This window comes from Streptomyces sp. NPDC001507 (genome assembly GCF_042894765.1).
GTDB lineage: Bacteria > Actinomycetota > Actinomycetes > Streptomycetales > Streptomycetaceae > Streptomyces.
Genome location: NZ_JBIAVV010000018.1, coordinates 64,465 through 89,739, shown reverse-complemented (window position 1 = coordinate 89,739; position 25,275 = coordinate 64,465). Strand labels below are relative to the sequence as shown.

Below are 25,275 nucleotides of genomic sequence, written 5' to 3'. Positions count from 1 at the left end.
GTCCGCTACCAGCCGTGCCGGGGCCGGGCCCGCCTGCCGAACAGCAGGCCGCGCGGCTCCGGCGGCGGAGGTGTGCCCGGCTTGAGCGGCCAGGCGAGCACCATGCCGACCAGGAAGCCGACGATGTGCGCCGCGTACGCCACGGTCCCGGCGTCCGAGACGCCCTCGCCGGACGAGTAGACGGCCTGGAGCACGAACCAGAAGCCCAGCACCAGCCAGGCCGGCAGCCGCAGCGGCAGGAAGACCAGGAACGGGACCAGCACCCAGACCCTGGCCCTCGGGTAGAGGACGAGGTACGCGCCGAGGACACCGGCGATCGCGCCGGACGCGCCGATCAGCGGGTCGCCCGACGAGGCGTTGAGGAGCGCGAAGCCGTAGCCGGCCGCGTAGCCGCAGAAGACGTAGAAGAGGAAGAAGCGGATGTGGCCCATCCGGTCCTCGACGTTGTTGCCGAAGATCAGCAGGAACAGCATGTTGCCCAGCAGGTGCAGCCAGCTGCCGTGCAGGAACATCGCCGTGAAGACCGAGAGGGCGGGCGACTTGTCGTAGCCGGGCGGGCCCACGACACAGCCGGGGCCGCTGCGGCCGACGCCCACCTGGCCGGTCGGGACCAATTGCGGCATCTGGTGGTGGATCAGCTCCCGGGGGACCGCCGCGTAGTGGTCCATGAAGGCCTGCAGATGGCACAGCTGCGCCAGATCGCTGCCGCCGGCCACGGAGCCGGCTATGCCGGGCGTGAACAGGAAGACGAGCACGTTCGCCGCGATCAGCGCGTACGTCACGTACGGCGTGCGACGCACCGGGTTCACGTCATGAACGGGGATGACCACAGCTGACTAGTGCCCAGGGCGGGGGCGCTCGATGCGCGGGGAGCCCCGGTGAACGTCGTCACCCGCGCGTGCGTATGTCCTTGCGACCGACGTGAGGTTCAGGCGACGTGAGGAACAGGCGATGAACGAGCGGGTTACTCCCCAGGCATTCCCTCCCATGCAGGCCCTGCCCGACGGTGAGGCCGAGATCTCCCTTGTCGTACGGCTGCCCTGGGAGGACGTGGCACGGCTCGGCCAGGAGGCGGGACGGCTCGCTGCGCAGATGCAGCGGCCGGTGACGCTGGACGAGGCGGTGAGCAACCGGCTGCGGTCGACGCGTCCCGCGGCCGCGCATGCGCGGCCGGGGACCGAGCAGCCCGCTGCCGCGGCTGCGCCGGGTGGTGCGGGGGTGACTTCGTTGCCGCGGATCAGCGGGACGGCTTGATCGCCGTTGCGGGGTGCGGGTGCGCTGTGGCTGATCGCGCAGTTCCCCGCGCCCCTTACGGGGCGCTTCAGTGACCGTTGCGCACCTTGGTTGCCGCCTTTCTGGCCGCCACGAGTACCGGGTCCCACACCGGTGAGAACGGGGGCGCGTAGCCCAGGTCCAGGGCGGTCATCTGTTCCACCGTCATGTTGGCCGTGAGGGCGACCGCCGCGATGTCGACCCGTTTGCCCGCGCCCTCCCGGCCGACGATCTGCACGCCGAGCAGGCGGCCCGTGCGGCGTTCGGCGAGCATCTTGACCGTCATGGGGCTGGCGCCGGGGTAGTAGCCGGCGCGGCTCGTGGACTCGATGGTGACCGCCTCGAACCGCAGGCCCGCCCGGAGGGCGTCCTTCTCGCGCAGACCGGTGCGGGCGATCTCCAGGTCGCAGACCTTGCTCACCGCCGTGTCGACGACCCCCGGGAACGTGGCGTAGCCGCCGCCCACGTTGGTGCCGATGACCTGGCCGTGCTTGTTGGCGTGGGTGCCCAGCGGGATGTACTGCTCCTGGCCCGAGACCAGGTTCAGGACCTCCACGCAGTCGCCGCCCGCCCAGATGTCCCCGTGCCCGCGCACCCGCATCGCGAGGTCGGTGAGCAGGCCGCCGTGCTGCCCGACGGGCAGGCCCGCGGCCTGGGCGAGGCCGGTCTCCGGGCGGACGCCGATACCCAGGATCACCACGTCCGCCGGGTACTCGGCGTCCTCCGTGGCCACCGCGCGCACCCGGCCGTCCTGGCCGGTGAGCACCTTGGTGACCTCGGTGTCGTTGACCATGGTGATGCCGAGGCCCTCCATGGCCTCGTGCACCAGGCGGCCCATGTCGGGGTCGAGCGTGGACATCGGCTCGCTGCCGCGGTTGACGACGGTCACCTTGTAGCCCCGGTTGATCAGCGCCTCGGCCATCTCGACGCCGATGTAGCCGGCGCCGACCACCACGGCCCGGCGGCCACGCGTGCGTGCCAGTGTGTCGAGGAGGGCCTGGCCGTCGTCCAGGGTCTGCACGCCGTGCACCCCCGGCGCGTCCGCGCCCGGCATGTCGGGGCGGATCGGGCGGGCGCCGGTCCCGATGACGAGCTTGTCGTACGGCGTCCAGGACTCGGCGCCGGAATCGACGTCACGCGCGCGTACCCGCTTCCCGGCCACGTCGATCTCCGTGACCTCGGTGCGCATCCGGAGGTCGATCGCGCGGGCCCGGTGCTCCTCGGGCGAGCGGGCGATCAGCTCGTCCCGCTCCCCGACGTCGCCGCCGACCCAGTACGGGATCCCGCACGCCGAGTAGGAGGTGAAGTGGCCGCGCTCGAAGGCCACGATCTCCAGCTCGTCCGGTCCCCGCAGCCGCCGCGCCTGGGACGCCGCGGACATGCCCGCGGCGTCACCGCCGATCACGACCAGTCGTTCCCGCCCACCGTTCATGCTCATGCGAACACGCTACGGGGCGCGGTCATTTCGGGCTCGCTCAGGTCTCGCTGCCGGGCTGCGCGGGGGTGCGGCGCCTGCGCAGGAGCTTCCACCACAACAGCGCCGCCACGGCCGCCAGTGCCGCGAACGGCAGGGCCGCGCCCAGGGCCAGGGCGATCCAGCGCAGCATGGTGACGAAGACGTGCCAGCCGCCGGACACGGCGTCCACGAACCCCGGCGAGTCGTCCTTCGCGGCCTTGTGCACCGGAGTCCGGGTCAGGGACAGCGTGATCGTGGCCATGCTCGTGCGGTCCTTCAGGGACGCCTGCTGGGCGAGCAGCGACTCCAGGTCGGCCTCCCGGCTGCTCAACTCCCCTTCCAGGGTGACCACGTCACTGAGCTTGGCCGCCCGGTCCATCAGCTCGCGGATCCGGGCCACGCTGGCCCGCTGCGACCTGACCCGGCTGTCCACGTCGACCACCTGGTCGGTGACGTCCTGTGCCTTCGCGGTGCGGTCGATCAGCTTGCCCGCGCCCTGGAGGTCGCCGAGCACCTCGTCGTACTTCCCGGTGGGCACCCGGAGGACCACACGCGTGCGTTCGTGGCCCCCGGAATCCCGGGTGGTCGTCTCGTTGCCGACGTAGCCGCCGGCGTCCTCGGCCGTGGTGCGGGCCGCGTCGAGGGCCTTGGGGACGTCCTTGACCTGCACGGTCAGGGAGGCGGTGCGGATGATCCGGTTCACCGTGAGGTCGGGTGCGGTCCGGCCGGCCCCGCTGCCGCTGTCCTTGGCGCCCGCGGAGCCCGCCGCCTCCTGGGCGGCGCTGCCGACATCGGCCTTGGCATCGCCGGCCGAGCTGCCGCTGCCGGAGGTGTCGTTCGCACCGCATCCGGTGAGGACGAGGGCGGCGGCGAGCAGGAGGCCGGCGAGGGCGGGTCGTACGGGATGGCGCATGGTTCCCCCCGAGGGTGGTGACGACTGACGCGACTTCGACGCCGGGGCGGGGCGGGACGTTCGGGGGCCGACGGTCCCGGTGCGGTCACGGTCCGGACGCGTACGGGTCACCGGGCCGGGGCGGGGCTGTCGGTGGGGTCTGAGAGAGTGGGCCTCATGAGCGCAACGGGTACGGGCCAGGTCGTCGTCATCGGAGCCGGGATCGCGGGGCTGGCCGCGGCGCACCGGCTGCTGGAGCGGGGAGCGCGCGTGACCGTCCTCGAGGCCTCGGAGAGGGTCGGCGGCAAGCTGCTGCCCGGCGAGATCGCGGGCGTGCGGGTCGACCTGGGCGCCGAGTCGATGCTGGCCCGCAGGCCCGAGGCGGTCGCCCTCGCCCGCGAGGCCGGGCTCGGCGAGCGGCTGCAGGCCCCCGCCACCGCCACGGCCGCCATCTGGACCCGGGACGCCCTGCGCCCCATGCCCAAGGGCCATGTCATGGGCGTTCCCGGAACCGCCGCCGCGCTGTCCGGGGTGCTGTCCGACGAGGGCCTCGCCCGCATCGAGCGCGACGCCGACCTGCCCCGCACCGAGGTCGGCGACGACGTGGCGGTGGGGGAGTACGTGGCCGCGCGCCTCGGCCGGGAGGTCGTCGACCGGCTGGTCGAGCCCCTGCTCGGCGGGGTCTACGCGGGCGACGCGTACCGCATCTCGATGCGCTCCGCGGTCCCCCAGCTCTACCAGGCCGCGCGGACCCACGACTCGCTGACGGAGGCCGTCCGGGAGATCCAGGCCAAGGCGGCGGCGAACCAGCAGACCGGGCCGGTGTTCATGGGCATCGAGGGCGGTGTCGGCACCCTGCCGCTCGCGGTCGCCGAGTCGGTGCGGGCCCGCGGCGGCGAGATCCGCACCGGCACGCCCGTGACCGGACTGCGCAGGGAAGTCCGGGGCTGGCGGATCACCACGGCCGACCGGGAGCTGCACGCCGACGCCGTGATCGTCGCCGTACCGGCGCCCGTCGCCGCCGGCCTGCTGCGCGCCGAGGCACCCGCCGCCGCGGCCGAGCTGTCCGCCGTCGAGTACGCCTCGATGGCCCTGATCACCCTCGCCTACCGCCGCGCGGAGCTGGACCTCCCCGCCGGCAGCGGCTTCCTCGTCCCGCCCGTGGACGGCCGCACCATCAAGGCGTCCACCTTCGCCTCCCAGAAGTGGGGCTGGATCGCCGACGACGACCCGGACACCGTCGTCCTGCGCACCTCGGTCGGCCGGTACGGCGAGACCGCGGTCCTCGGCCGTGAGGACCGCGAGCTCGTGGACCTCTCCCGGCACGACCTGCGCGCGGCCACCGGCATCGACGCCACCCCCGTCGCCACCCGCGTCACCCGCTGGACCGACGGCCTGCCCCAGTACCCGGTCGGCCACCACGCGCGCGTGGCCCGCGTCCGCGAGCACGTCGCCAAGCTCCCGGGCCTCGCGGTGTGCGGCGCGCAGTACGACGGCGTCGGCATCCCCGCCTGCATCGCGAGCGCGTACGCGGCGGTGGACCAGCTGGCGGGCGACCTCAGGGGCGTCGAGGAGCTGACGGCCAACCCGGTGCAGAGCCTGCACGGGGGAGCGGGAGAATAGGGACCATGAGTGACGACGCCTCCACCACCGACTCCGGCAGGATCCCGAACAAGGGCAAGCTGGCCAAGGACCTCAACGAGGTCATCCGCTACACCCTGTGGTCGGTCTTCAAGCTGAAGGACGTGCTGCCCGAGGACCGCGCGGGCTACGCCGACGAGGTCCAGGAGCTGTTCGACCAGCTCGCCGCCAAGGACGTGACCGTCCGCGGCACCTACGACGTCTCCGGGCTGCGGGCCGACGCCGACCTGATGATCTGGTGGCACGCCGAGACCAGCGACCAGCTCCAGGAGGCGTACAACCTGTTCCGCCGCACGAAGCTGGGCCGCGCGCTCGAGCCGGTGTGGTCGAACATGGCGCTGCACCGCCCCGCCGAGTTCAACCGCTCGCACATCCCGGCGTTCCTCGCCGACGAGACCCCGCGCAACTACGTCAGCGTGTACCCGTTCGTGCGGTCGTACGACTGGTACCTGCTGCCCGACGAGGACCGCCGCCGGATGCTCGCCGACCACGGCAAGATGGCCCGCGGCTACCCGGACGTGCGGGCCAACACGGTCGCCTCGTTCTCGCTCGGCGACTACGAGTGGGTGCTGGCCTTCGAGGCCGACGAGCTGTACCGCATCGTCGACCTCATGCGCCACCTGCGCGGTTCCGAGGCCCGCCGGCACGTCCGCGAGGAGGTCCCGTTCTACACCGGGCGCCGCAAGTCGGTGGCCGACCTGGTCGCGGGCCTCGCCTGACGCTCGTCAGTGCCGGCCGGTCTTGCCCTTCAGGGAGTCCCGCAGGTTCTTCCGCCGGGCATGGTCGGCCGGCGCGGTCGCCTTCGGCTCCGCGTGCCCCGCGCACGAGGCGTGCCGCTGCGGGAGCCGGCCCTCCAGCAGGTAGGCCTCCAGGTAGCCGTTCACGCACTTGTTGGGGCCGCCGCCGATGCCGTGCGTGCCCGCGTCCCGCTCGGTCACCAGCACCGAGTCGGACAGCCGCCGGTTCATCTCCAGCGCGCCCGCGTACGGCGTGGCCGCGTCCCGTTCGGCCTGCAGGATGAGCGTCGGCGGCAGCTCACCGGGGCCCGTGCGCACGTCCAGCGGCTGCTGCCGGGGCACCGGCCAGTAGGCGCACGGCAGGTTCATGAAGGCGTTGTCCCAGGTCTCGAAGGGTGCCACGCGCGCCAGCCGGGTGTTGTCCCGGTTCCAGGTCGCCCACTTCGCCGGCCAGGACGCGTCGTTGCACTCGACGGCCGTGTAGACCGCGTTGCCGTTCTCCGCCTCGGCGGCCGTCTCCGCCGTTGGTGCCGCCAGCCGGACCAAAGGCTTGGCGTCCCCGTGCAGGAACTTCGACAGCGCCTGCGCCCGGCTCGGCCAGAAGTCGTCGTAGTACCCGGCCGACAGGAACGCGCCCTGCAGCTGGCCGGGCCCGACCTTCCCGCCGGCCGCCTTCTTGGCCAGCCGCCTGCTCGCCTTGTCGTAACTCGCCTGCACCTTCGCGGCCGTGTTCCCGAGCTTGTAGACGGCGTCGTTCCTGGCGATCCACTCACGGAAGTCCGCCCAGCGGCTCTCGAACGCGGCCGACTGCTCCAGGTTGTTCCGGTACCAGACCTGCGACGGATCCGGGTCCACCGCCGAGTCCAGCACCATCCGCCGCACGTGCGAGGGGAAGAGGGTCGCGTACAGCGCGCCGAAGTAGGTGCCGTACGAGGCGCCCATGAAGGTCAGCCGGTTCTCGCCGAGCGCCGCGCGCAGCACGTCCAGGTCGCGGGCGTTGTTGAGCGAGGTGTAGTGGCGGAGCCTGCTCCCGGAACGCTTCAGGCAGCCTTGGGCGTACGCCTTCGCCTCCTTGATCCGGGCCTTCTTGTACGCCTCCGAGGGGTGCGTCGGCGACTGCGAGGGCACCTTGTAGAAGTGCTTGGGGTCGACGCAGGACAGCGGGGCGGAGCGGTCGACGCCGCGCGGTGCGTAGCCGACCAGGTCGTAGGCGGCGGCGATGCGCTTCCACTCGGGCTGCGCGCCGACCATCGGGAACAGCATGCCCGAGGCGCCGGGGCCGCCAGGGTTGTAGACCAGGACGCCCTGCCGGGGGACCCGGCGCTTGCTGTTGTGCGGGTCCTTGTGGGTGGCCACCACCCGGCTGACGGTGAGTCTGATCTGCTTGCCGTCCGGGTGCGCGTAGTCCAGCGGGACGCTCACCGTGCCGCACCGGAAGGTGTCCGGCGCCTCCAGGTCGGCGGCGCACCTGCCGAAGGCGATGCCCGCGGCATGCGCCCGCGCGGCGGCCACGGCGGTGCCGTGCAGTTCGGCCGCCGCCGTGTCCGGGACGCGGGGGGCGCTCCCGGCCGGGGCGGCGGCCAGGGCGGTCAGGATCAGGGACCCGGCGGCCGAGTACAGGGCGGGGGCTCTCATGCGTATCCCTTCGGTGCAACGGCTGCGGTGGCGTGGCGGCAAGGACACCGCAGCGACTGCACGGCAGCAATAAAAGGGATATTTCGACCGGTTGCCGGCGAAGGCAAGCACCATCGGGCCGGTGTCGGCGCAATGCCCCCTATGCGCCCCCGCTCACTCCCGCGGCAGCTGATCCCGGTGTGCGAAGGCCGCACGCAGCTCCGGTTCGCCGATCGCGCGGATGCCCCGGACGGCGACGGAGGCGAGCCGCGAGTGGTCGTCGGCCGCGCGGTTCGCCCGCCGGTGCAGCGTGCCGAGCAGCCGCTGGCCGGCCGGCGAGGCCCAGCGCGAGTACGGGTGCACCTCGACCCGGGCGATGGCCAGGCAGCTCAGCGTCAGGGTGAGGGGCAGCGCGAACCAGACGGCGACCAGGTCGCGCGGCATCTCGGTCGGAGCGGGCAGCGTGAGCGCGACGACGGCGAGCCCGAGGATCGCCAGCGCGGCGGCCCGGACCTGCCGGACGCCGGAGGCGACCGTCGTCCGCGCGGCCGCGTCGGGCACGGCGAGCCCCGCCCGCACCAGCTCCTCGCCGAGACTGCGCACGGCGTCCGTGTCGGCCGCCGCCGAGCGCACCGGCGCTATCCGGGACTGGCCCTCGGGCCCGATGGCCCCTATCACCGACCGTTCCATCTCGTCCCGGCCCCACGGGTCCACGACGGTCGCCCAGCCGGTGTGGGCGAGCAGCAGCCGCCGTTGCCGGGCCATGGACACCAGCGTCACATCGGCGACCCGCGCGGGCCCGCCGGACAGGAACGCCGCCTCGTACAGCGTCAGATCGTGTCCGTGGCCCGCGTCCGCGTCGACGGCCGCCGTCCGTACGGCGGCCAGGCACAGCCGGGTGCAGGCGGTGCCGGCGACGGCCCAGGCCAGGAGCAGCAGAAGGACCCAGAACATGACACGTTTCTATGCCAGGGTCCTGGCCTTCGCCATGCCCTGTTCACATTCCGGACCGAGTGTTGTAGGTATGTGACGTTCCGTTTTCCGCCCAGGTCAGGGGTTCTGGGCAGCCGTCTCCGGGCTGGCGGTGGCGGGCGGCAGCGTGTACGTCGGGGACGGCGCCGATGTCGGCCCGGGGGCGATCGGGGTCGCGTCCGCCGGGGCGACGACGGGCGGTGCGGCCACGGGGGAGGGCGTGCCGGCCAACTGCCGGGCCAGCGTGCCGAAGTCGACGTAGCCGGTCGCCTCCAGGACCTTGATGTGGTCCAGGACGGTGCTGTTGGCGTCGTCGGCGAGATCGCGGACCAGGGTGTTCTGGGTGGCGGCGCGGACCTGGGCCACCACGGAGAAGACCCGGCCGTGCGCCAGCCGCACGATGTTCGCGAACTCCCGGTCGAAGTCCTGCCCCTGCGCGGCGTTCAGCGTGGCGAGCCACTGCTGCTGCTGGACGTTCGGCGCGTTCGGGATCGGCACGCCGAGCTGGGTGGCGACGGTGCGGACGTGGGCGTCGAGGGAGGTGTGCCCGTCGACGAGGTGCTGCCCGGCCGTCCGTACGGCGGCCGTGGTGCCCTTCTGCTCCGCCATCTCCCCGGCCGGCAGCTCCCAGAGGCCGGCGAGGCGGACCTTCACGATGAAGTCCCGGTCCTGCGCGGACAGCGGGCCGTAGGCCGTCGACACGGTCTGGGCGCTGAGCACGTTCACCGAGCCGGTGGGGTCGGAACGGTCGGCGTACGACCAGATCGGGAACACCAGGGCGGCGAGGGTCGCCGCGAGACAGACGATGATCAGCCCGGTACCGCTGAATATGCCTCGTCCCTGGACGGGGGGTCGGGGTCGCATAGTGCCTCCAGCACCGCACGCCGGTTGGGTGCGGGGTTGGCATATTACCGACGGGTGCGGAAAGCGGTCGTGGGGTGTGACGGACGAAGCAGCGACGGGGGCGTGTGGGCCGTACGTCGACTGCGGGCCGGTGGGGGCTGGTCGCGCAGTTCCTCCCCCAGCCTTCGGCCGGGGGTACCCCCAGCGCCCCTTTGGGGCGCGCTGTCCAGCCGTGTCTTTCACCCGGCAAGCGCCGGTGAGCGACCCCGCCCCCGGCCGCTAACCCCGCCGCCGCAACGCCCTCCGCACGCGCGACCGCCGAGGCGCCGACCCCGCCCGCTCCAGCCACCACTGCTCCAGCCGCCGATGAGAGGAGCCGCCCCCCGCCCGCAGCAGCGCGCCCGCGAACTCCAGGGCGTCCCGCCGGTAGCCGCCCGTCATCGGCCGCTCCTGCGCGTACGCCAGGAACGCCGCCCGGTACCCCGCCCCCAGGATCTCCGGCAGCTCCGGTGCGACCTTCGCCACCACGTCCGCCCGCTTCGCCGCCAGCGCCCGCGCCTGCACCCCCATCCGCGCCCGGTCGAACCCCTCCGGCACCGGTGTCCCCGCGATCAGTGACGACAGCATCGCGGTCTGCGCGAGCCCGACCCGCTCCCGGACGGCGTCGGGGACGTCGGAGGCGGGAACCGCCGGCGAGGGCTCCCACGGGCCGCCGGCCACCGCACCCCCGGCCGCGACCGCCACCCGGATCGCCGCCAGCTCCCGCTCCAGCTCGGCCGGCTCCGGGAAGTTCTCGTCCCGCTCCAGCAGCACACCGGGCGGCGTGACCCGGGACGCGAGGCCGGTCAGGATGTCCAGGACCGCCGGGGGCACCGGGTGGGCGTGGCTGTCGTGCCAGACGCCGTCCCGCTCGAAGCCGCCCGCGACGTGGACGTAGGCGATCGCCTCGACGGGAAGTTCGGCGAGCGCCTTGGCCGGGTCCTCGCCCCGGTTGACGTGGTTGGTGTGCAGGTTCGCCACGTCGATCAGCAGCCGTACCCCGGTGCGGTCCGCGAGGTCGTACAGGAACTGCCCCTCGGTCATCTCCTCGCCCGGCCACGAGACGATCGCGGCGATGTTCTCGACCGCGAGCGGCACCGGCAGCGCGGCCTGGGCGATGCGGACGTTCTCGCAGAGCACGTCGAGGGCGTCCCGGGTGCGGGGGACGGGGAGCAGGTGGCCCGCCTCCAGGACGGGCGAGACCGTGCGCTCGCCGCCCGCCCGGACGAACGCGATGTGCTCGGTGACCAGCGGCGAACCCAGCGCCGCCACCCGCTCGGCGAGCGCGGTGAGCCGGCCCTCGTCCGGGCGGTCCGCGCCGCCCAGGCCCAGCGAGACACCGTGCGGCACGACCCTCACCCCGCGCTCGCGCAGCCGCCGCAGCGACTCGGGAAGGTGCCCAGGACAGGTGTTCTCGGCCACGACCTCGACCCAGTCGATGCCCGGCATGCGTTCCACGGCGTCCGCGATCTCCGGCCGCCAGCCGATGCCCGTGCCCAGCCGCTCCAGGGTCATGGCCGTCCCCCTCCTGCTCCGACCTGTTCCGGATGACGGGGGTATGGCCCCGGAGCGCGGCCGCGAACCGTGTCCTCTGCCGCTTCAGAGCAACATTTGAGGTTCGCGGCCGCGCTCCGGGGAGCCGTCCGGGCGGCTACCCGCCGAGCACGCCCAGGCTGTCCACCGGGTCGGGGCGCGCGGTGTTCACCGTGCCCGGTTCGCCGGGGGAGGGCCGGGAGGTGGTGCGCACGCCGCCGCTCGCCTGCGCGGCCGGTGCGGAGGGCACCACCACCCCGGGCGCCGGCACCGGCGGACCGGTCGGGCTGGCGGTGCTCGCGCCCGCGATCTCGTTGGCGATCGCCTCGAAGTCGACCTTCCCGGTCTTCTCCAGGATCGTGATGTGGTCCAGCACGGTCTGGTTGGCGTCCGAGGCGAGCTGCCGTACCAGGCTGTTGCGGGTGGTGTTCCGCACCGTCCCGATCGCCGGGAAGATCTTGCCGTGCGCGGCCCGCAGCAGGTTCACGAACTTGTACTCGTACTCCGCGCCGGTCGCCGCCGACATCTCCTGGAGCCAGCCCTGCTGCTGCTCGTTCGGCACGTTGGGCAGCTCGACGCCCAGCTGGCCCGCGACGATCCGGACCCGGCGGTCCAGGTCGGTGTGGCCGACGATCAGATGGTCGCCGGCCTCCTTGATCTCCGCGCTCGGCGCCCGCTGGATGGCCTGCTGCCCGGCGGGCAGCTCCCACAGCCCGGCGAGCCGGACCCGCACGATCAGATCGCGGTCGGCGGCGGACAGTGGACCCCACTGGGTGGCCACGGTCCCCGCCGCCAGGTTCGCCTGACCGGTGCCGGAACGGTCGGCGTAAGACCACACGGGGTAGGCGAGCGCCCCGAGCGTGGTGGCCAGGGCCGCCAGGATCATGGCCGTACCGTTGAAACGCCGCAAGGGATGCCTCCCCGTGTCGCTGGTTCAGTGCCAGGACGTACGGGCGGGGCGGCGACGATGTTCAAACAAACGGCAAAGTTTGCCAGGGAAGTCTAAAGACACCAGGTCAGTGAAGCGCCGGATGATCCGCGACCACCGTGCAGCTGCCCGGCGCGATCTCGGTGAAACCGGCGTCCCGTACCAACGGCAGCCCGCTGTCCGTCAGTTCACGCCACTCGGCCGGATCGGCGGTCCGCACGGCGAGCGGGAACCCGGCGTCGCGCCACGCCTCCCGCTCCTCCTCCGGCAGCGCCCACCAGGCCAGTTGGGCCCCGTGCCCGGCCTGCGCCATCGCCTTCCCGGCCGACATCTCCAGCTCCGGGTTCAGCCACAGCACGGGGGCGGACCGGTCGGCGGCCACCGGCGGCTCGGGGTCGTCCAGCTCGGTGCCGGACACCTGCAGTTTCGCCAGGTCCCGGGGCCACCCGTCCAGGGGAACCGGCGGAAACACCCGTACCTCGGCCGACTTCCCCGTGAGGGTGATCCCGGGCAACTCCCCGGCCCGCCGCCACTCGGCCCCCCGAGCCCGCCGCACGACCTTCCGGATCCGCGCGTCCTCCCAGTCCCGAACGGCCTGCGCCCACTCCCCGTCGCCGAGGGCACGCGGATCACTGAGCATGGCCAGGACAGCCCGAGCGGCCGTTTCGAGTGCGTCGGTGCGGGCCGGGGGAGCCGACTTCTCTATCCGCACGACAAGAGGCAGCACGAACTGGGGTGCTTCGTCACGACTGTTCGCCGTGACCTGGAAAGGAGCGCTCACACGAACACCCTAAGGGGCGCTGGGGGTACCCCCGGCCGAAGGCTGGGGGAGGAACTGCGCGAACAGCCCCCACTGACCCGCAGTCCGCACACCACCGCAACCCACCACCTCGATCCCGCTCCACAATGTCCCCATGCACCGTGATCTTGAACTGGCCCGCGTAGGCCGCCGTTACGGCATACGCGGCCCCTGGGTGTTACGAGGCGTCGACCTCACCCTCACCCCCGGCTCCCTCACCCGCGTGGAAGGAGCGAACGGCACCGGCAAGTCCACCCTGCTCCGCATCGTCGCCGGCATAGACGCCCCCACCGAGGGCCGCGTCACCGGCCGCCCCCGCACCGCGTACGTCCCCGAGCGCTTCCCCTCCGCCCTCCCCTTCACCCCCGCCGGCTACCTCACCCATCTCGGCACCGTCCACGGCCTCTCCCGCAGGTCGGCCGCCGCCCGCGCAGCGACCTGGCTGGAGCGGTTCGGCGCCGCGGCCTACGCGGCCACGCCCATGGCCCAGCTGTCCAAGGGCACCAGCCAGAAGGTCGCCGTCGCCCAGGCGCTGCTCGCCGACCCCGAACTGCTCGTCCTGGACGAAGCCTGGACCGGCCTGGACGCCGAGGCCCGCGCCGAGCTGGAGCGGGCCGTCGCCGAGCGCACCGCGGCCGGGGGCGCCGTGCTGTTCGTCGACCACGATCCCCGGCGGCTCGCGGGCGCGCCCGACGCGATCCACCAGGTCGTCGACGGCACTCTCAGACCCCGTACCGCGCACGCGACCTCACCCGCCGGTCCGCTCACCGTGGTCACCGTCCGGGGGCCGGCCGGCGGCCGGCTGCCCGCCGACGCGACCCGCACGGCGGCCTCGGCGGCGGAACCGGCACCCGGCACCTACCGTCTTACGGTTCCCGCGTCGCACTCGGACGTGGTGCTGCGCGCCCTGCTCGCGGCCCACCCGCCCTGGCACGTGGTCTCCGTCAGCCCCGCCGACAACCCCTCGGACGTCCCGCCGGACGAGAAAGACCGCCCATGACCGCACTCCTGCGCTACCAGACCGCTCTCCTCCTGCGCTCCCAGCGCTGGCTGCCCCCGGTGATCCTGTACGCGGTGTTCCTGGGCGTGGGCGTGCAGAGCGGTCAGCCGGTGCTGGACTCGCTCGGCTACACGGCCGCCGCGCTGCTGCCGGTGGCCGCCTGGCTGGTGCGGATCTGCGTCACGGGCGAACCGCCCGCCGCCCGCGCGTGTGTCACGGCGGCCCGCGGCCCGGCCAGAACCCATCTGGCCGCCCTGCTCACCGCCCTCTGCGCCGCCGCGATGCTCGGCACGGCGGCCACCCTGGTCGTGACGGTGATCAGCCACCACGCCACCAACGACCAGCGGCTCCCCGTACCACCCCTGCGGGCCGGTACCGCCGGACTCCTCGCCACCCTCGTCTGCGCGCTGCTGGGCACCGCCGTCGGTGCGCTCACCAACCGCCCGCTGCTGCGCTCGCCGGGCCGGGCGGTGCCCACGATGCTGCTGGCCGCACTGCTCGCCGTGGTGGCCGGGGGCTCCCCGGCACGCGCGGCCGTCAGCGGTCTGGTGACCGGCTCGGAGTCGGGCCGGATCCCCGTCTCCCCCCTGCCGGTGGCCGCGGCGGCCCTGCTCACCGCCGCGGCCTTCACCCTGGCCTGCGCCCTCAACGGCCGCCGCTCATCCTGAACAGGCGGTCCGCTGCGCCTCCTGCCACTCGCACCGCGGGCACAACGTGATGCCCTTGTACGACTCCGGGTACTCCGTAGGCTCCCGGCACAGTACGCACTCCGCGTACGGCGGTCCCGCCGCCGCCGGCGGCTTCGCGGCCTCGTCGGTCGTGCAGTAGCCCTCGTCGCTCATGCCTCCAGCGTAGGACGGGTCACCGGTGACCCGGCGTCTGCCCGATCAGCTCGGAGACCTTCACGAACCGGAAGCCCCGCTTGCGCAGTTCCGGTACGACGCTCCGTACCACCTGCTCGGTGGTCGGGGCGGCGCTGCGGGTGCAGTGCATGACGACCACCGAGCCCGGCTTCACCCCGTCCAGCACCTGCTTGGTCACCGCGTCGGCGTCCGTCGCGAAGGCGTCCCCGCTCACCACGTCCCACTGCACCGCGGTGACCCCGAGCGCGCCGACCGCCCGCAGCGCCTGCCGGTCGTAGCAGCCGCCGGGGAAGCGGAAGTACGGCATCGGGTGCGGCACCCCGGCGCGGAGCAGGGCGGCGTAGGCGCGCTCCACGTCCGACTTCATGTTCGCGGCGGCGACCGTCGGCAGGCCGTAGCAGTCGCCGGTGAACGCGTAGTGGCTGTAGGAGTGGTTGGCGACCTCGAACTGCGGGTCGCGGCCGAGCGAACGGGCCTGGGCCGGGTACTGGTCGGCCCAGCGGCCGGTCATGAAGATCGTGGCCGGCACCTTCAGCCTGCGCAGGGTCGCGATCAGCGCCGGGTTGTCGAAGTGCTCGCCCTTGGCCGCGCGCGGTCCCTGGTCGGCGGTCATGTCGGCGTCGAAGGTGAGGGCGACGGTCTTGCCCAGGGTGCGCGGGCCGTTCGTGAAGACGGGGGCCGTACCGCCGGGCCCGGGGGCGAGCGTGGGCGGCGGGGTGGCGGAGGAGGAGGCCTTGGCGGGGGCCGGGGGGCCGGGGTGCGGGGCCTCGGTGGTGCCACAGGCGGCGAGCGCGGCGCCCAGGGCGACACATACGGTGCTCGTACCGGTCAGACGGCGTGCTAGTCGGATCACCGTACGAACTTAGGTCGGTATGTCCGATTTTCGGGTGTGGCGCGACGGGCGGCACGGCGCCGGGTCACCCGGGCGGCGGCCCCGTCCGCACGGTGTTCTCGTCGATCTCGGCCGGGGCGTCGCCGTTCGGCCCCGGCTGCTGCCCGCCGGCCCGCTCCAGGAACCGCAGCAGCTCCACCGGGAACGGCAGGACCAGGGTGGAGTTCTTCTCGGCGGCCACCGCGACGATCGTCTGCAGCAGCCGCAGCTGCAGGGCCGACGGCGTGTCCGCCATCTGCTGGGCCGCCTCGGCCAGCTTCTTCGAGGCCTGGAGTTCGGCGTCGGCGTTGATGATCCGGGCCCGGCGCTCCCGGTCGGCCTCGGCCTGGCGGGCCATCGAGCGCTTCATCGTGTCCGGCAGGGACACGTCCTTGATCTCGACCCGGTCCACCTGCACGCCCCAGCCCACGGCCGGGCTGTCGATCATCAGCTCCAGGCCCTGGTTGAGCTTCTCCCGGTTGGACAGCAGGTCGTCCAGGTCGCTCTTGCCGATGATGGACCGCAGTGAGGTCTGGGCCATCTGCGAGACCGCGAACTTGTAGTCCTCGACCTTGATCAGCGCGCTCACCGCGTCGACCACCCGGAAGTAGACGACCGCGTCCACGCGCACGGTGACGTTGTCGCGGGTGATGCCCTCCTGGGCCGGGATCGGCAGCGTCACGATCTGCAGGTTGACCTTGTGCAGCCGGTCCACGAACGGGATCACCAGGTTGAAGCCGGGCGTCCGCACGTCACCGGAGACGCGGCCGAGCCGGAACAACACGCCCTGCTCGTACTGCTTGACGACCCGGGCGCCGGCGGCCAGGTACAGCGCACCGACGCACAGCGCCGTCACCACCGCGACCAGCAGCTCCTGAACCATCACGACCCCCAGTCAAAGAGGTCCGATATGTCTGTTGCTGCAACGATATGCCCGACGGGACGGTCGGGGCCACGGCCCCGGGCAGCTGGTCCGGGCCGGGGTGCCGAGGGGCGTCGGCACCCCGGCCCGGGGCGGCCGCCGGTTCAGGCGGCCGTGACCTTCACCGGCTCGGTGTCCGCGTCGCTGTGCCGCTGGGCCCAGCTCTCCAGCGCGGTCCGGCAGGCGTGATCGAGGTGGTGCAGCCCGGAGAGGTCCACCTGGATCGGGCGGTCCTGGGGCAGCGCCTCCAGGCTGTCGAGGATCTTCGGTAGCCGCAGGAAGGTCGCGTTGCCCGACAGATAGGCGTCGATCGGCCCCGAGCCCTTGTCGACGACCTCCAGTTTCAGGTGCGAGGCCTCCCACGCCGTCTTGACGATCGACAGGGCCAGCCCGATCAGCACGCCCTCGAACATGCTCACCGCGACGATCGACACGGCCGTGACGACGAGGACGACCGCCTCGCCCCGGTGCTCGCGCCACAGCACGCCCAGCGCGCGCACCGGGATCAGCTTGGCGCCCGAGTAGACCAGGATTCCGGCGAGCGCCGGGATCGGTATGTACCCCAGGACTCCCGGCAGCAGGGCCGCGAACAGCAGCAGCCAGACGCCGTGCAGCACCCGGGACGCCTTGGTGCGGGCGCCCGCCTGGACATTGGCCGCGCTGCGCACGATCACCGCGGTCATCGGCAGTGCGCCGAGCACCCCGCAGAGCGCGTTGCCCGCGCCCTGGGCGATCAGCTCCTGGTTGTACCGGGTGCGCGGACCGTCGTGCAGCCGGTCCACGGCCGCCGCGCTGAACAGCGACTCGGCTGACGCGATCAGCGTGAACGCGACGATCGTGCCGATCAGTCCGGCGCTCGCCAGCTCGCCGAAGGCGCTGAGCGGGGGCGGCTGGACCGAGTCCAGCAGCCCGTGCACCTCGACGGTGGCGACCGGGAGGCCCAGCAGGAAGGCGGCCAGGGTGGCGAGGCCGACGGCGGCCAGCGGTCCGGGGACCGTCCGCACCTTCGCCGGCGCGTACTTCCACAGCACCAGGACCGCGACCGTGCCCGCGCCGAGGGCGAGCGAGGCCAGTGCCCCGCCGTCCCCGAGGGCGTCCAGGAACGCCCCGGGCAGCCCGGCTATCTTGCCGGGGCCGGACTCCGGGGCCTTGGCGGCGAGGGCCGGATACAGCTGGCCGGCGATCAGCACCAGGCCGATTCCGGCCAGCATGCCCTCGACGACCGAGACCGAGATGGCCCGGAACCAGCGCCCCAGCCGCAGCACGCCCATGGCGATCTGGAGGACACCGGTGACCAGCACGATCACCCCGAGCAGCGGCAGTCCGAACTCCCGCACCGCCTCGAAGACGAGCACGGTCAGACCGGCGGCCGGCCCCGACACCTGGAGGCTGCTGCCCCGCAGCATCCCGGTGACGAGACCGCCCACGATGCCGGTGACCAGGCCGAGTTCGGCCGGGACACCGGAGGCGACGGCCACGCCCACGCAGAGCGGGAGCGCGACCAGGAACACGACGAGAGAGGCGGCGAAGTCCTGACGTATGTAAGGGAACTTGGTCATCGTGGCGCTCACAGGGCCTCGAAGGTGTCGGTGGCGGCGCGGTGTTCGCGCACGGCACCGGTGTGGACCTCGTAGTACCAGCCGCGCAGGGTCAGTTCGCCCGCGGTCAGCTTCCTGTCGATGCAGGGGTACGAGCGCAGCCGCAGCAGCTGGGCGAGCACGTGGTTCTGCACGCCTTCCGCGACGGCCGGATCCTCGGCCGCCCCGCTCGGCCGCGGTCCGGCGCTGGCCAGCCAGTCCCGTACGGCGGGTACGGCGGTCAGGTCGTCGCCGCGCACCAGCGCGCCGACGGCACCGCAGTGCGAGTGCCCGCAGACGACGATGTCGCGGACGCCGAGCACCTCCACGGCGTACTCGATGGTGGCCGCCTCGCTGGTGGGGGTGGTCGAGGCGTACGGCGGGACGATGTTGCCCGCGGTGCGCAGCTCGAAGAGCTCGCCCGGGCGGGCGCCGGTGATCAGGGCCGGGACGACCCGGGAATCGGAGCACGTGATGAAGAGCACCTGCGGGGACTGGCCTTCGGCGAGCCTGGCGAACTCCTCAGGGCGCTGTCCGAACGTACGGGCGTTGTCGATGAGGGGCTGCATGGTGTGTGGATTCCTCCTGGCGCGCTACAGCGGCGCGTCGGGCTTGCACGACGTTTGTGGGGGGGTGAAGGGCGTGAACTGCCCGGGGCAGAGCCCGTTCCGTCAGCAGCGGAAGACCTGAAGCGCGGCCGGTGAGTGGGCTCTGGACGCTCTCGACGTGCGGTGGTGCCCGGCCTTGGCGGGCACCGGGGTGCGTATGGCCTCGGTGTGCCGTGCGCTGGGCGGACGGTCGTCCGCCCAGCCGGCGGTGGCGCTGCGATGGCGGTCGGCGCTCCGCGGCGGGCCGGGCGGCTCGCCGCAGTGGCCGTGGAGGTCACGGAGGATGTGCGAACCGGCGCGGACGGCCTTCGCCGAGGACTGCGGCCCGGGCTGGGCTTTGGCCTCGACATGACTGAGGGTGTGCGCGGCTGCGAAGGTTTCCGCAGGCGCGAAGAACTGGACGGCGAGCAGGGCGGCGGCCAGGAGCGAGAGCACGGTCCGGGCTGTCGTACCTCGGAACATGAGCCTCCCTCGCGGCAGTTCACGCCTCTCGTGTGCACCAAGCACAGGTCAATGGTTGGTCAAGAAACACGTTAACCCTGCAAAGTTGTTTGCAGGGTTAACTCGGTGTTGCGAGCCGAAGAGAGCGTGAAAAGTGTCGGTGGCGTGGCCTGATCGGGCTCTTGACCCGGTGACCTTGATCGACTATCGGCGCGATCGCCGACGCCTAGTCGGTGGCCACGAGCCCCTTGGCGTCCCTGGCCAGGGCGGTGAGCCGGGATATCGCGCGGAAGTACTTCTTCCGGTAGCCGCCGTTCAGCATCTCCTCGCTGAACAGCCGGTCGAAGGGGAGTCCGGAGGCCAGGACCGGGACCTCGCGGTCGTAGAGCCGGTCCGCGAGGACCACGAGCCGCAGCGCGGTCGACTGGTCGGGCACCGGCTGCACGTCCGTCAGGCAGACCGCGCTCAGGCCGTCGGTGAGCGCGCCGTACCGGCTCGGGTGCACCTTGGCCAGGTGGTCAAGGAGGTGCGGGAAGTCGTCGAGCGAGGCGCCCGGGGTGGCGTACGCCGCCTTCGTCACCTGTTCGTCGGAGTACGGCGGCGGTGCCTCGGGCAGGCCGCGGTGGCGGTAGTCCTCGCCGTCGATGCGCAGGGTGCGGAAGCGGGCCGACAGGCCCTGGATCTCGCGCAGGAAGTCGGCGGCGGCGAACCGGCCCTCGCCGAGCTTGCCCGGCAGGGTGTTGGAGGTGGCGGCGAGCGCGACACCCGCCTCCACCAGGCGGCCGAGCAGCGTCGACACCAGGACCGTGTCGCCCGGGTCGTCCAGCTCGAACTCGTCGATGCACAGCAGGCGGTGACCGGAGAGGGTCTGCACGGTCTGCTGGAAGCCGAGGGCGCCGACCAGGTTGGTCAGCTCCACGAAGGTGCCGAACGCCTTCAGGGCGGGCTCGGCGGGGGTGGCGTGCCAGAGGGAGGCGAGCAGGTGGGTCTTGCCGACGCCGTACCCGCCGTCGAGGTAGACCCCGCGGGGCCCGGCCGGTGCCTTCGGTGCCTTCGCCTTCCCGAAGCCGAAGAGGCCGCGCCTGCCCCCGGCCACCGCGTGTGCCCCGCCGAGACCGCCGGCGAACCCTTCCAGGATCCGCACGGCCTCGGTCTGGCTCGGCTGGTTCGGGTCCGGGAGGTAGGTCGCGAAGCGGACCGAGTCGAAGCGGGGCGGCGGCACCATCTCGGCGACCAGCCGGTCCGCGGGGACGTGCGGCGAACGGGCGCACAGGGACAGCGGGGCCGCGTCGGCTATGGGGCTGACCTCGGATGCGGCGGGAGAAGACGACACGGTTACCCATGCTAAGCGCTCGGAAGGAAGTGCCGCGATAGGCCATCGGTCGGCCGCGGCGCCGGCGTGGCTGGGCGCGCGGTTCCTCCGCCGGCCTTCGGCCGGGGGTGACCCCAGCGCCCCATCGGTGCGCTGCCCGACCGCAGCCGACTTCGTCGGACCCGTTCGGTCGCCGTGCCACACTGCACGACATGCGACGCCTGTTCCCTGTGACCGAACAAACAGCTGCGCGGGCCTCCGGCGGTCCGGCCGAAGGGGAGGGGGCCGAGGGTACCGGTCCCGTCGACCGGGAGTGGAGCCTCGCCGAGCTGGCCCTCGCCTATGCCTACCCCGACGCCTATGCCTCGCCCCAGTCCGCCGGGCGGGAGGCGTGGCTGCGGGCCAACATGGTGTCCACGCTCGACGGGGCCGGGCAGCACGACGGCCGGTCGCAGCCCATCTCCGGCGCGGCCGACATGCGGATCTTCGGCACCCTGCGCGGGCTCGCGGACGTCGTCGTCGTGGGCGCGGAAACGGTACGGCAGGAGGGCTACCGCCCGGTGCGCGAGCGGGCGGAGTTCGCGGGCGCCCGGGCCGCGGCCGGCCAGGACGTGGTCGCCGCGGTCGCCGTCGTCACCGCGAGCCTCGACCTCGACTACTCGCTCCCGCTGTTCACCTCGCCCCTCGTGCCCACACTGATCCTCACCGGCGCGGCCGCGGCTCCCGACCGCGTCGCCGCCGCCGAGAAGGCCGGGGCCCGCGTGGTGGTCGCCGGTGACGGCGTCGGCGTCGACCCCGCCCGCGCGGTCCGCGCCCTGGCCGGTCTCGGCCACACCCGGCTGCTCACCGAGGGCGGACCCCGGCTGCTCGGGCAGTTCGTCGCCGCCGGTGTCCTCGACGAGCTGTGCCTGACCGTCTCCCCGATGCTCACGGCGGGCGACGCGCAGCGGATCGCCGGGGGGCCCGGTGTCGCCGTACCCCGACGCTTCGAACTAGTGTCCCTCCTGGAAGAGGCCGGATTCCTGTTCGGTCGCTACCGCCGGTCCTGAAATCAGCGGAATATACCGTTCCGCTTAGCTTCCGGCGGGCAAACTGAATCCGGCAGTACCCGTGCGATCACGGGGCAGGATGGTTTCCGCAGGGGTGCCGACCCCACGGAGGACAGAGGGTCGTGCGGCCCTCTAGGGAGAAGAGGCGCCTGGTGTTCACAAGCGTTCTGATGATCGAGAAGGCCCTGACGTCCGCCGACGTGGAGTTCGTCACCACCTTGCACGGGGACGAGCAGGTCGCCTTCCACGTACTGCTCCAGCCGCGCGGCGACCAGGCGGACCGCCTGCTGCGGGCCATCGACGACATCGCACTCGGCGAACTCGACGAGGCGACGCGCGAGCGCGAGACGCCGGAGGGGGATGCGGCGAAGGGCCCCGCGGAGCAGGCGCTGGACGTGTCCCTGACGGCCCTGCGGGCGGCGGGCAGCACGGCGGAGGGGCGGATGGTCGAGGACCACCCGCTGGACGCGCTGCGGAAACTGGTGGAAGAGGTGGGCGCGGACGAGGTGATCGTGCTGACCGATCCGCACTACGTCGAGGAGTTCTTCCACCGGGACTGGGCGTCGCGGGCGCGGCACAAGGTGGGGGTGCCGGTGCTGAAGCTGTTCTCGCACAGCAAGGCGTAGGTGCCGTGGGGAGCGGTGCGGGGCGTTCGCGGCTGCGGGTGCTTTGCGGCTGGTCGCGCAGTCCCCGCGCCCCTAGGTGGGTCTGCCGTGCGTCCCTTGCGAAGCGACCGGTGGTGCAGCACATAGGCTAGGGCTGCTTTCGCACGTCACCGTCTCTGGGAGAAACACATGGCACCCGGCCTTCCTTCCGCCATGGAGCGTCCGCACTTCCTCGGGATCGGCGGCGCCGGGATGTCGGGGATCGCCAAGATCCTCGCGCAGCGCGGGGCCGAGGTGGCCGGGAGCGACGCCAGGGAGTCGGAGACCGCCGGGGCGCTGCGGGCGCTCGGCGTCACCGTGCACATCGGGCACGCGGCCGGGCACCTCGCCGACGACGCCAGCTGTGTCGTCGTGTCGTCGGCGATCCGGAAGGACAACCCCGAGCTGGCCCGCGCGGCCGAGCTGGGCGTCCCGGTGGTGCACCGCTCCGACGCCCTCGCCGCCCTGATGGACGGCCTGCGGCCGATCGCGGTCGCCGGCACGCACGGCAAGACCACCACCACGTCGATGCTCGCGGTCTCCCTGACCGCGCTGGGCCGCGGCCCCTCGTACGCCATCGGCGGTGACCTCGACGCCCCCGGCTCCAACGCCCTGCACGGCGAGGGCGAGATCTTCGTCGCCGAGGCGGACGAATCCGACCGCAGCTTCCACAAGTACGCGCCCGAGGTCGCCGTCGTCCTCAACGTGGAGCTCGACCACCACGCCAACTACGCCTCGATGGACGAGATCTACGAGTCCTTCGAGACCTTCGCCGGCCGGATCGTGCCCGGCGGCACGCTGGTGGTCAACGCCGACAACGAGGGGGCGCGCGAGCTGACCCGGCGAGTGGCGGGGAAGGTCCGGACGGTGACGTACGGCGAGGCCGCGGACGCCGACGTCCGGGTGCTGTCCGTCGTTCCGCAGGGCCTGAAGAGCGAGGTCACGGTCCTGCTGGACGGGACCGAACTGACATTCACGGTCTCCGTGCCGGGCCGGCACTACGCGCACAACGCGGTCGCCGCGCTGGCCGCGGGCGTGGCCCTGGGGGTCCCCGCCGCCGAGCTCGCGCCCGCCCTGGCCGCGTACACGGGTGTGAAGCGGCGCCTCCAGCTCAAGGGCGAGGCGGCCGGCGTCCAGGTGATCGACTCCTACGCCCACCACCCGACCGAGATGACCGCCGACCTGGAGGCCATGCGTGCCGCGGGCGGGGACGCCCGGATCCTGGTCGTCTTCCAGCCGCACCTGTTCTCCCGCACCCAGGAGCTGGGCAAGGAGATGGGCGACGCGCTGGCGCTCGCGGACGCCTCGGTCGTCCTCGACATCTACCCGGCCCGTGAGGACCCGATCCCCGGCGTCACCAGCGAGCTGATCATCGAGGCCGCCCGCGCGGCCGGTGCCGACGTCACGGCCGTGCACGACAAGGACGAGGTCCCCGCCGTGGTCGCGGGAATGACGAAGCCCGGTGATCTGGTTCTCACCATGGGCGCGGGAGACGTGACCGACCTGGGCCCGAGGATCCTGGAACGCCTGACGAAGTGAGGGGCTGAGAGTCATGTCGTACGACGTCGAGAAGCCGGACGAGCAGTGGCGGGCGGAGCTGTCGCCGGCCGAGTACGCCGTGCTGCGTCAGGCGGCGACCGAGCCGGCCTTCAGGGGTGAGTACACCGACACCAAGACCAAGGGCGTGTACTCCTGTCGCGCCTGCGGTGCCGAGCTGTTCACCTCCGACACGAAGTTCGAGTCCCACTGCGGGTGGCCGAGCTTCTACGACCCGAAGGACACCGACGCGGTCGAGCTGATCGAGGACCGCACGCACGGGATGGTGCGCACCGAGGTGCGCTGCGCGCGCTGCGGCTCGCACCTCGGGCACGTGTTCGAGGGTGAGGGGTATGCCACCCCGACCGACCAGCGGTACTGCATCAACTCGATCTCGCTGCGGCTGACCGCCGACGAGAGCTGAGTCCGGCCGGGCCCGTCATCGGACGGGCCCGTGGTCCTGGCGGCCGGTGGCGAGGACCACCAGGCCGCCCGCGACGGCCAGGCCCGTCAGGACCGCCGCGAACACGGTGGTGCCGGCGGTCAGTCCGACGGCGTCGCTGAGATAGCCGGCCGACACCGGCAGCAGGCCCGCCGGGACGTAACCGCCCACGTTGAGCGCCGCGTTGGCCTCGGCGAGCCGCTCTGCCGGCACGCTGTGGTTGAGCAGCGAGAGCCCGCCGAGCTGCCCCAGGCCCTGGCCGGCCCCGGCCAGCAGCGCGGCGGCGATCAGTACCGGGACCGACGAGGTGTGCACGGCGGTGACCAGCGCGAGCATGCCGAGCGTGGTGCCGGCGGCGCCGGCCGCCAGAACGGTGTGCCGGGGCAGCTTCCGCACCGCGAACTGCACCCCGGTGGCCGTCAGGAACATCACGAACGCCATGGACCCGGCGACGATCCGGCTGGTGGTGCCGAGCAGGCCGGACAGCAGCGACGGGCCGAGCGAGAGCACGAACGAGGTCGCGGTGAGGCCGGGCGCGAACACCGCGATGCCGAGGGTGAGTTGCCGGCCGTTTCCGGGCGGGACGCCGGGGACGCGGAGCCAGGAGCCCCGGGCGGGGGCGGCGGGGCGCCGCACCGGCATACGCAGCACGGCGAGAACGGCGGTGGCGAGCAGCGCCGTCTCCACCACGAAGACGGTGACGGTGGGGCCCGGCAGCGTCTCGGACAGGACGCCTGCGAGGAGCGGGCCGAGCCCCGCCCCGAAGACCATGGCGCAGGAGGCGAGGAGGGCCGCGAGCCGCTTGCGGTGCGGCCCGGCCACGTCCGTCAGGGCGGCCATGCCCGCGGAGACCACCGCGCCGACGGCGATGCCGGTGAAGAGCCGGGCCACGATCAGCGCGGCCACACCCGACGCGGTCGCGAAGATCACACAGGCGGCCAGGGCCAGCCCCAGGGCGGGCAGCAGGACCGGCTTGCGGCCGAGCCGGTCGGAGACGACGCCGGAGACCAGCAGCGACCCGAGCAGGCCGACGATGTAGCAGGCGAAGACCACGGTCAGGGTGCCCTTGGAGAACCCGATCTCGCGCTGCCACAGCACGTACAGCGGCGTCGCCGCGTTGGACAGGACGAAAACCGCAGTCACCGGCCAGGCGGCCAGCCACACCCACCGTAAGGGCGCGGGTGTCCGCGGTCCGGCCGCTGTTTCCCGAGGCGCCGTTCGACTCTCCGGCATGACAGGTCCCTTCCCTGGATCCAGTACGAGTTTTCTCGAACATAGCATGCA

At 72.9% G+C, this 25,275-nt stretch carries 26 protein-coding genes; 9 read left to right on the top strand and 17 right to left on the bottom strand.

Annotated elements, in window-relative coordinates:
- Nucleotides 1-5 precede the first annotated feature (5 nt).
- Complete coding sequence (locus ACFY0K_RS43125; protein WP_351961902.1) at nt 6-830, bottom strand: rhomboid family intramembrane serine protease; 825 nt, start codon at nt 828-830, stop codon at nt 6-8.
- A gap of 121 nt (nt 831-951) precedes the next feature.
- Here ACFY0K_RS43125 and ACFY0K_RS43120 point away from each other — a divergent pair, with 121 nt between their 5' ends.
- Entirely contained in the window at nt 952-1,254 is a 303-nt protein-coding gene (locus tag ACFY0K_RS43120) for a hypothetical protein (RefSeq protein WP_351961903.1), read from the top strand.
- Between the two features lie 67 nt (nt 1,255-1,321).
- On the opposite strand, the gene ACFY0K_RS43115 is transcribed toward ACFY0K_RS43120, so the two are convergent.
- Together ACFY0K_RS43115 and ACFY0K_RS43110 are read right to left on the bottom strand one after the other, a co-directional pair.
- Nucleotides 1,322-2,710 carry an FAD-dependent oxidoreductase gene (locus tag ACFY0K_RS43115; RefSeq protein ID WP_390644507.1) on the bottom strand — a complete coding sequence of 463 codons (1,389 nt, stop codon included), beginning with the start codon at nt 2,708-2,710 and terminating at the stop codon, nt 1,322-1,324.
- A gap of 37 nt (nt 2,711-2,747) precedes the next feature.
- The gene (locus ACFY0K_RS43110) at nt 2,748-3,641 is read right to left on the bottom strand and encodes a DUF4349 domain-containing protein (protein ID WP_390644506.1); all 894 of its coding nucleotides are present in this window, start codon (nt 3,639-3,641) and stop codon (nt 2,748-2,750) included.
- 156 nt (nt 3,642-3,797) lie between these two features.
- Between ACFY0K_RS43110 and hemG the strand changes: the two genes are divergently transcribed.
- On the top strand, nt 3,798-5,243 hold the full coding sequence (gene hemG, locus ACFY0K_RS43105; protein WP_390644505.1) for a protoporphyrinogen oxidase: 1,446 nt from the start codon (nt 3,798-3,800) through the stop codon (nt 5,241-5,243).
- 5 nt (nt 5,244-5,248) lie between these two features.
- The gene (hemQ, locus tag ACFY0K_RS43100; protein ID WP_390644504.1) at nt 5,249-5,980 is read left to right on the top strand and encodes a hydrogen peroxide-dependent heme synthase; all 732 of its coding nucleotides are present in this window, start codon (nt 5,249-5,251) and stop codon (nt 5,978-5,980) included.
- A 6-nt stretch (nt 5,981-5,986) separates the two neighbouring features.
- Here the strand turns inward: hemQ and ACFY0K_RS43095 are convergent, their stop codons facing one another.
- From ACFY0K_RS43095 to ACFY0K_RS43070, 6 genes are all read right to left on the bottom strand, one after another.
- Complete coding sequence (locus ACFY0K_RS43095) at nt 5,987-7,633, bottom strand: alpha/beta hydrolase (protein WP_390644503.1); 1,647 nt, start codon at nt 7,631-7,633, stop codon at nt 5,987-5,989.
- Between the two features lie 153 nt (nt 7,634-7,786).
- Nucleotides 7,787-8,566 (bottom strand): TIGR04222 domain-containing membrane protein, encoded by a 780-nt coding sequence (locus ACFY0K_RS43090; RefSeq protein ID WP_382733636.1) that lies wholly within the window; start codon nt 8,564-8,566, stop codon nt 7,787-7,789.
- 96 nt (nt 8,567-8,662) lie between these two features.
- On the bottom strand, nt 8,663-9,448 hold the full coding sequence (locus tag ACFY0K_RS43085) for a DUF4142 domain-containing protein (RefSeq protein ID WP_390644502.1): 786 nt from the start codon (nt 9,446-9,448) through the stop codon (nt 8,663-8,665).
- 258 nt (nt 9,449-9,706) lie between these two features.
- Nucleotides 9,707-10,975: a DUF692 domain-containing protein gene (locus tag ACFY0K_RS43080; protein WP_390644545.1), complete on the bottom strand. Its 1,269-nt coding sequence runs from the start codon at nt 10,973-10,975 to the stop codon at nt 9,707-9,709.
- Between the two features lie 142 nt (nt 10,976-11,117).
- Entirely contained in the window at nt 11,118-11,909 is a 792-nt protein-coding gene (locus tag ACFY0K_RS43075) for a DUF4142 domain-containing protein (protein WP_390644501.1), read from the bottom strand.
- 106 nt (nt 11,910-12,015) lie between these two features.
- A complete protein-coding gene (locus ACFY0K_RS43070) occupies nt 12,016-12,708 on the bottom strand; it encodes a peptidyl-tRNA hydrolase (RefSeq protein WP_390644500.1) in 693 nt (230 codons plus the stop codon).
- 133 nt (nt 12,709-12,841) lie between these two features.
- Between ACFY0K_RS43070 and ACFY0K_RS43065 the strand changes: the two genes are divergently transcribed.
- Both ACFY0K_RS43065 and ACFY0K_RS43060 read left to right on the top strand, forming a co-directional pair.
- Complete coding sequence (locus tag ACFY0K_RS43065; protein WP_390644499.1) at nt 12,842-13,726, top strand: ATP-binding cassette domain-containing protein; 885 nt, start codon at nt 12,842-12,844, stop codon at nt 13,724-13,726.
- Nucleotides 13,723-14,394, top strand: a complete 672-nt coding sequence (locus tag ACFY0K_RS43060) for an ABC transporter (RefSeq protein WP_390644498.1) — start codon at nt 13,723-13,725, stop codon at nt 14,392-14,394. The genes ACFY0K_RS43065 and ACFY0K_RS43060 overlap by 4 nt, the downstream gene beginning before the upstream one ends.
- Here the strand turns inward: ACFY0K_RS43060 and ACFY0K_RS43055 are convergent.
- From ACFY0K_RS43055 to zapE, 7 genes are all read right to left on the bottom strand, one after another.
- Entirely contained in the window at nt 14,386-14,568 is a 183-nt protein-coding gene (locus ACFY0K_RS43055; protein ID WP_390644497.1) for a hypothetical protein, read from the bottom strand. The two genes, ACFY0K_RS43060 and ACFY0K_RS43055, sit on opposite strands and share 9 nt — an antisense overlap.
- 19 nt (nt 14,569-14,587) lie before the next feature.
- Complete coding sequence (locus ACFY0K_RS43050) at nt 14,588-15,442, bottom strand: polysaccharide deacetylase family protein (RefSeq protein ID WP_390644496.1); 855 nt, start codon at nt 15,440-15,442, stop codon at nt 14,588-14,590.
- Nucleotides 15,443-15,506: 64 nt separating this feature from the next.
- The gene (locus ACFY0K_RS43045; RefSeq protein WP_390644544.1) at nt 15,507-16,343 is read right to left on the bottom strand and encodes a slipin family protein; all 837 of its coding nucleotides are present in this window, start codon (nt 16,341-16,343) and stop codon (nt 15,507-15,509) included.
- A 143-nt stretch (nt 16,344-16,486) separates the two neighbouring features.
- A complete protein-coding gene (locus ACFY0K_RS43040; RefSeq protein ID WP_390644495.1) occupies nt 16,487-17,941 on the bottom strand; it encodes a SulP family inorganic anion transporter in 1,455 nt (484 codons plus the stop codon).
- A gap of 8 nt (nt 17,942-17,949) precedes the next feature.
- Nucleotides 17,950-18,528, bottom strand: a complete 579-nt coding sequence (locus tag ACFY0K_RS43035; protein ID WP_351961916.1) for a carbonic anhydrase — start codon at nt 18,526-18,528, stop codon at nt 17,950-17,952.
- Between the two features lie 102 nt (nt 18,529-18,630).
- Nucleotides 18,631-19,029 carry a hypothetical protein gene (locus ACFY0K_RS43030; protein WP_390644494.1) on the bottom strand — a complete coding sequence of 133 codons (399 nt, stop codon included), beginning with the start codon at nt 19,027-19,029 and terminating at the stop codon, nt 18,631-18,633.
- Between the two features lie 205 nt (nt 19,030-19,234).
- The gene (zapE, locus tag ACFY0K_RS43025) at nt 19,235-20,341 is read right to left on the bottom strand and encodes a cell division protein ZapE (protein ID WP_390644493.1); all 1,107 of its coding nucleotides are present in this window, start codon (nt 20,339-20,341) and stop codon (nt 19,235-19,237) included.
- A gap of 191 nt (nt 20,342-20,532) precedes the next feature.
- On the opposite strand from zapE, the gene ACFY0K_RS43020 reads away from it, so the two are divergent.
- From ACFY0K_RS43020 to msrB, 4 genes are all read left to right on the top strand, one after another.
- Nucleotides 20,533-21,369 (top strand): pyrimidine reductase family protein, encoded by an 837-nt coding sequence (locus tag ACFY0K_RS43020; protein WP_390644492.1) that lies wholly within the window; start codon nt 20,533-20,535, stop codon nt 21,367-21,369.
- A 152-nt stretch (nt 21,370-21,521) separates the two neighbouring features.
- On the top strand, nt 21,522-21,995 hold the full coding sequence (locus ACFY0K_RS43015; RefSeq protein WP_351712262.1) for an indole-3-glycerol phosphate synthase: 474 nt from the start codon (nt 21,522-21,524) through the stop codon (nt 21,993-21,995).
- Nucleotides 21,996-22,163: 168 nt separating this feature from the next.
- Nucleotides 22,164-23,552: a UDP-N-acetylmuramate--L-alanine ligase gene (gene murC / locus ACFY0K_RS43010; protein WP_390644491.1), complete on the top strand. Its 1,389-nt coding sequence runs from the start codon at nt 22,164-22,166 to the stop codon at nt 23,550-23,552.
- Between the two features lie 13 nt (nt 23,553-23,565).
- Complete coding sequence (gene msrB, locus ACFY0K_RS43005) at nt 23,566-23,973, top strand: peptide-methionine (R)-S-oxide reductase MsrB (protein WP_093498502.1); 408 nt, start codon at nt 23,566-23,568, stop codon at nt 23,971-23,973.
- 15 nt (nt 23,974-23,988) lie between these two features.
- Here msrB and ACFY0K_RS43000 read toward each other — a convergent pair whose 3' ends face one another.
- Complete coding sequence (locus ACFY0K_RS43000; protein WP_390644490.1) at nt 23,989-25,224, bottom strand: MFS transporter; 1,236 nt, start codon at nt 25,222-25,224, stop codon at nt 23,989-23,991.
- Nucleotides 25,225-25,275 lie beyond the last annotated feature (51 nt).

What these genes read in the sequence shown, in the direction of transcription:
- hemG (WP_390644505.1), top strand. Translation starts at nt 3,798, where the DNA reads ATGAGCGCAACGGGTACGGGCCAGGTCGTCGTCATCGGAGCCGGGATC.
- ACFY0K_RS43045 (WP_390644544.1), bottom strand. Translation starts at nt 16,343, where the DNA reads ATGGTTCAGGAGCTGCTGGTCGCGGTGGTGACGGCGCTGTGCGTCGGT.
- ACFY0K_RS43030 (WP_390644494.1), bottom strand. Translation starts at nt 19,029, where the DNA reads ATGTTCCGAGGTACGACAGCCCGGACCGTGCTCTCGCTCCTGGCCGCC.
- msrB (WP_093498502.1), top strand. Translation starts at nt 23,566, where the DNA reads ATGTCGTACGACGTCGAGAAGCCGGACGAGCAGTGGCGGGCGGAGCTG.
- ACFY0K_RS43035 (WP_351961916.1), bottom strand. Translation starts at nt 18,528, where the DNA reads ATGCAGCCCCTCATCGACAACGCCCGTACGTTCGGACAGCGCCCTGAG.
- ACFY0K_RS43040 (WP_390644495.1), bottom strand. Translation starts at nt 17,941, where the DNA reads ATGACCAAGTTCCCTTACATACGTCAGGACTTCGCCGCCTCTCTCGTC.
- hemQ (WP_390644504.1), top strand. Translation starts at nt 5,249, where the DNA reads ATGAGTGACGACGCCTCCACCACCGACTCCGGCAGGATCCCGAACAAG.
- ACFY0K_RS43120 (WP_351961903.1), top strand. Translation starts at nt 952, where the DNA reads ATGAACGAGCGGGTTACTCCCCAGGCATTCCCTCCCATGCAGGCCCTG.
- ACFY0K_RS43060 (WP_390644498.1), top strand. Translation starts at nt 13,723, where the DNA reads ATGACCGCACTCCTGCGCTACCAGACCGCTCTCCTCCTGCGCTCCCAG.
- ACFY0K_RS43020 (WP_390644492.1), top strand. Translation starts at nt 20,533, where the DNA reads ATGCGACGCCTGTTCCCTGTGACCGAACAAACAGCTGCGCGGGCCTCC.
- ACFY0K_RS43000 (WP_390644490.1), bottom strand. Translation starts at nt 25,224, where the DNA reads ATGCCGGAGAGTCGAACGGCGCCTCGGGAAACAGCGGCCGGACCGCGG.
- ACFY0K_RS43085 (WP_390644502.1), bottom strand. Translation starts at nt 9,448, where the DNA reads ATGCGACCCCGACCCCCCGTCCAGGGACGAGGCATATTCAGCGGTACC.
- ACFY0K_RS43090 (WP_382733636.1), bottom strand. Translation starts at nt 8,566, where the DNA reads ATGTTCTGGGTCCTTCTGCTGCTCCTGGCCTGGGCCGTCGCCGGCACC.
- ACFY0K_RS43115 (WP_390644507.1), bottom strand. Translation starts at nt 2,710, where the DNA reads ATGAGCATGAACGGTGGGCGGGAACGACTGGTCGTGATCGGCGGTGAC.
- ACFY0K_RS43055 (WP_390644497.1), bottom strand. Translation starts at nt 14,568, where the DNA reads ATGAGCGACGAGGGCTACTGCACGACCGACGAGGCCGCGAAGCCGCCG.
- ACFY0K_RS43065 (WP_390644499.1), top strand. Translation starts at nt 12,842, where the DNA reads ATGCACCGTGATCTTGAACTGGCCCGCGTAGGCCGCCGTTACGGCATA.
- ACFY0K_RS43095 (WP_390644503.1), bottom strand. Translation starts at nt 7,633, where the DNA reads ATGAGAGCCCCCGCCCTGTACTCGGCCGCCGGGTCCCTGATCCTGACC.
- murC (WP_390644491.1), top strand. Translation starts at nt 22,164, where the DNA reads ATGGCACCCGGCCTTCCTTCCGCCATGGAGCGTCCGCACTTCCTCGGG.
- ACFY0K_RS43110 (WP_390644506.1), bottom strand. Translation starts at nt 3,641, where the DNA reads ATGCGCCATCCCGTACGACCCGCCCTCGCCGGCCTCCTGCTCGCCGCC.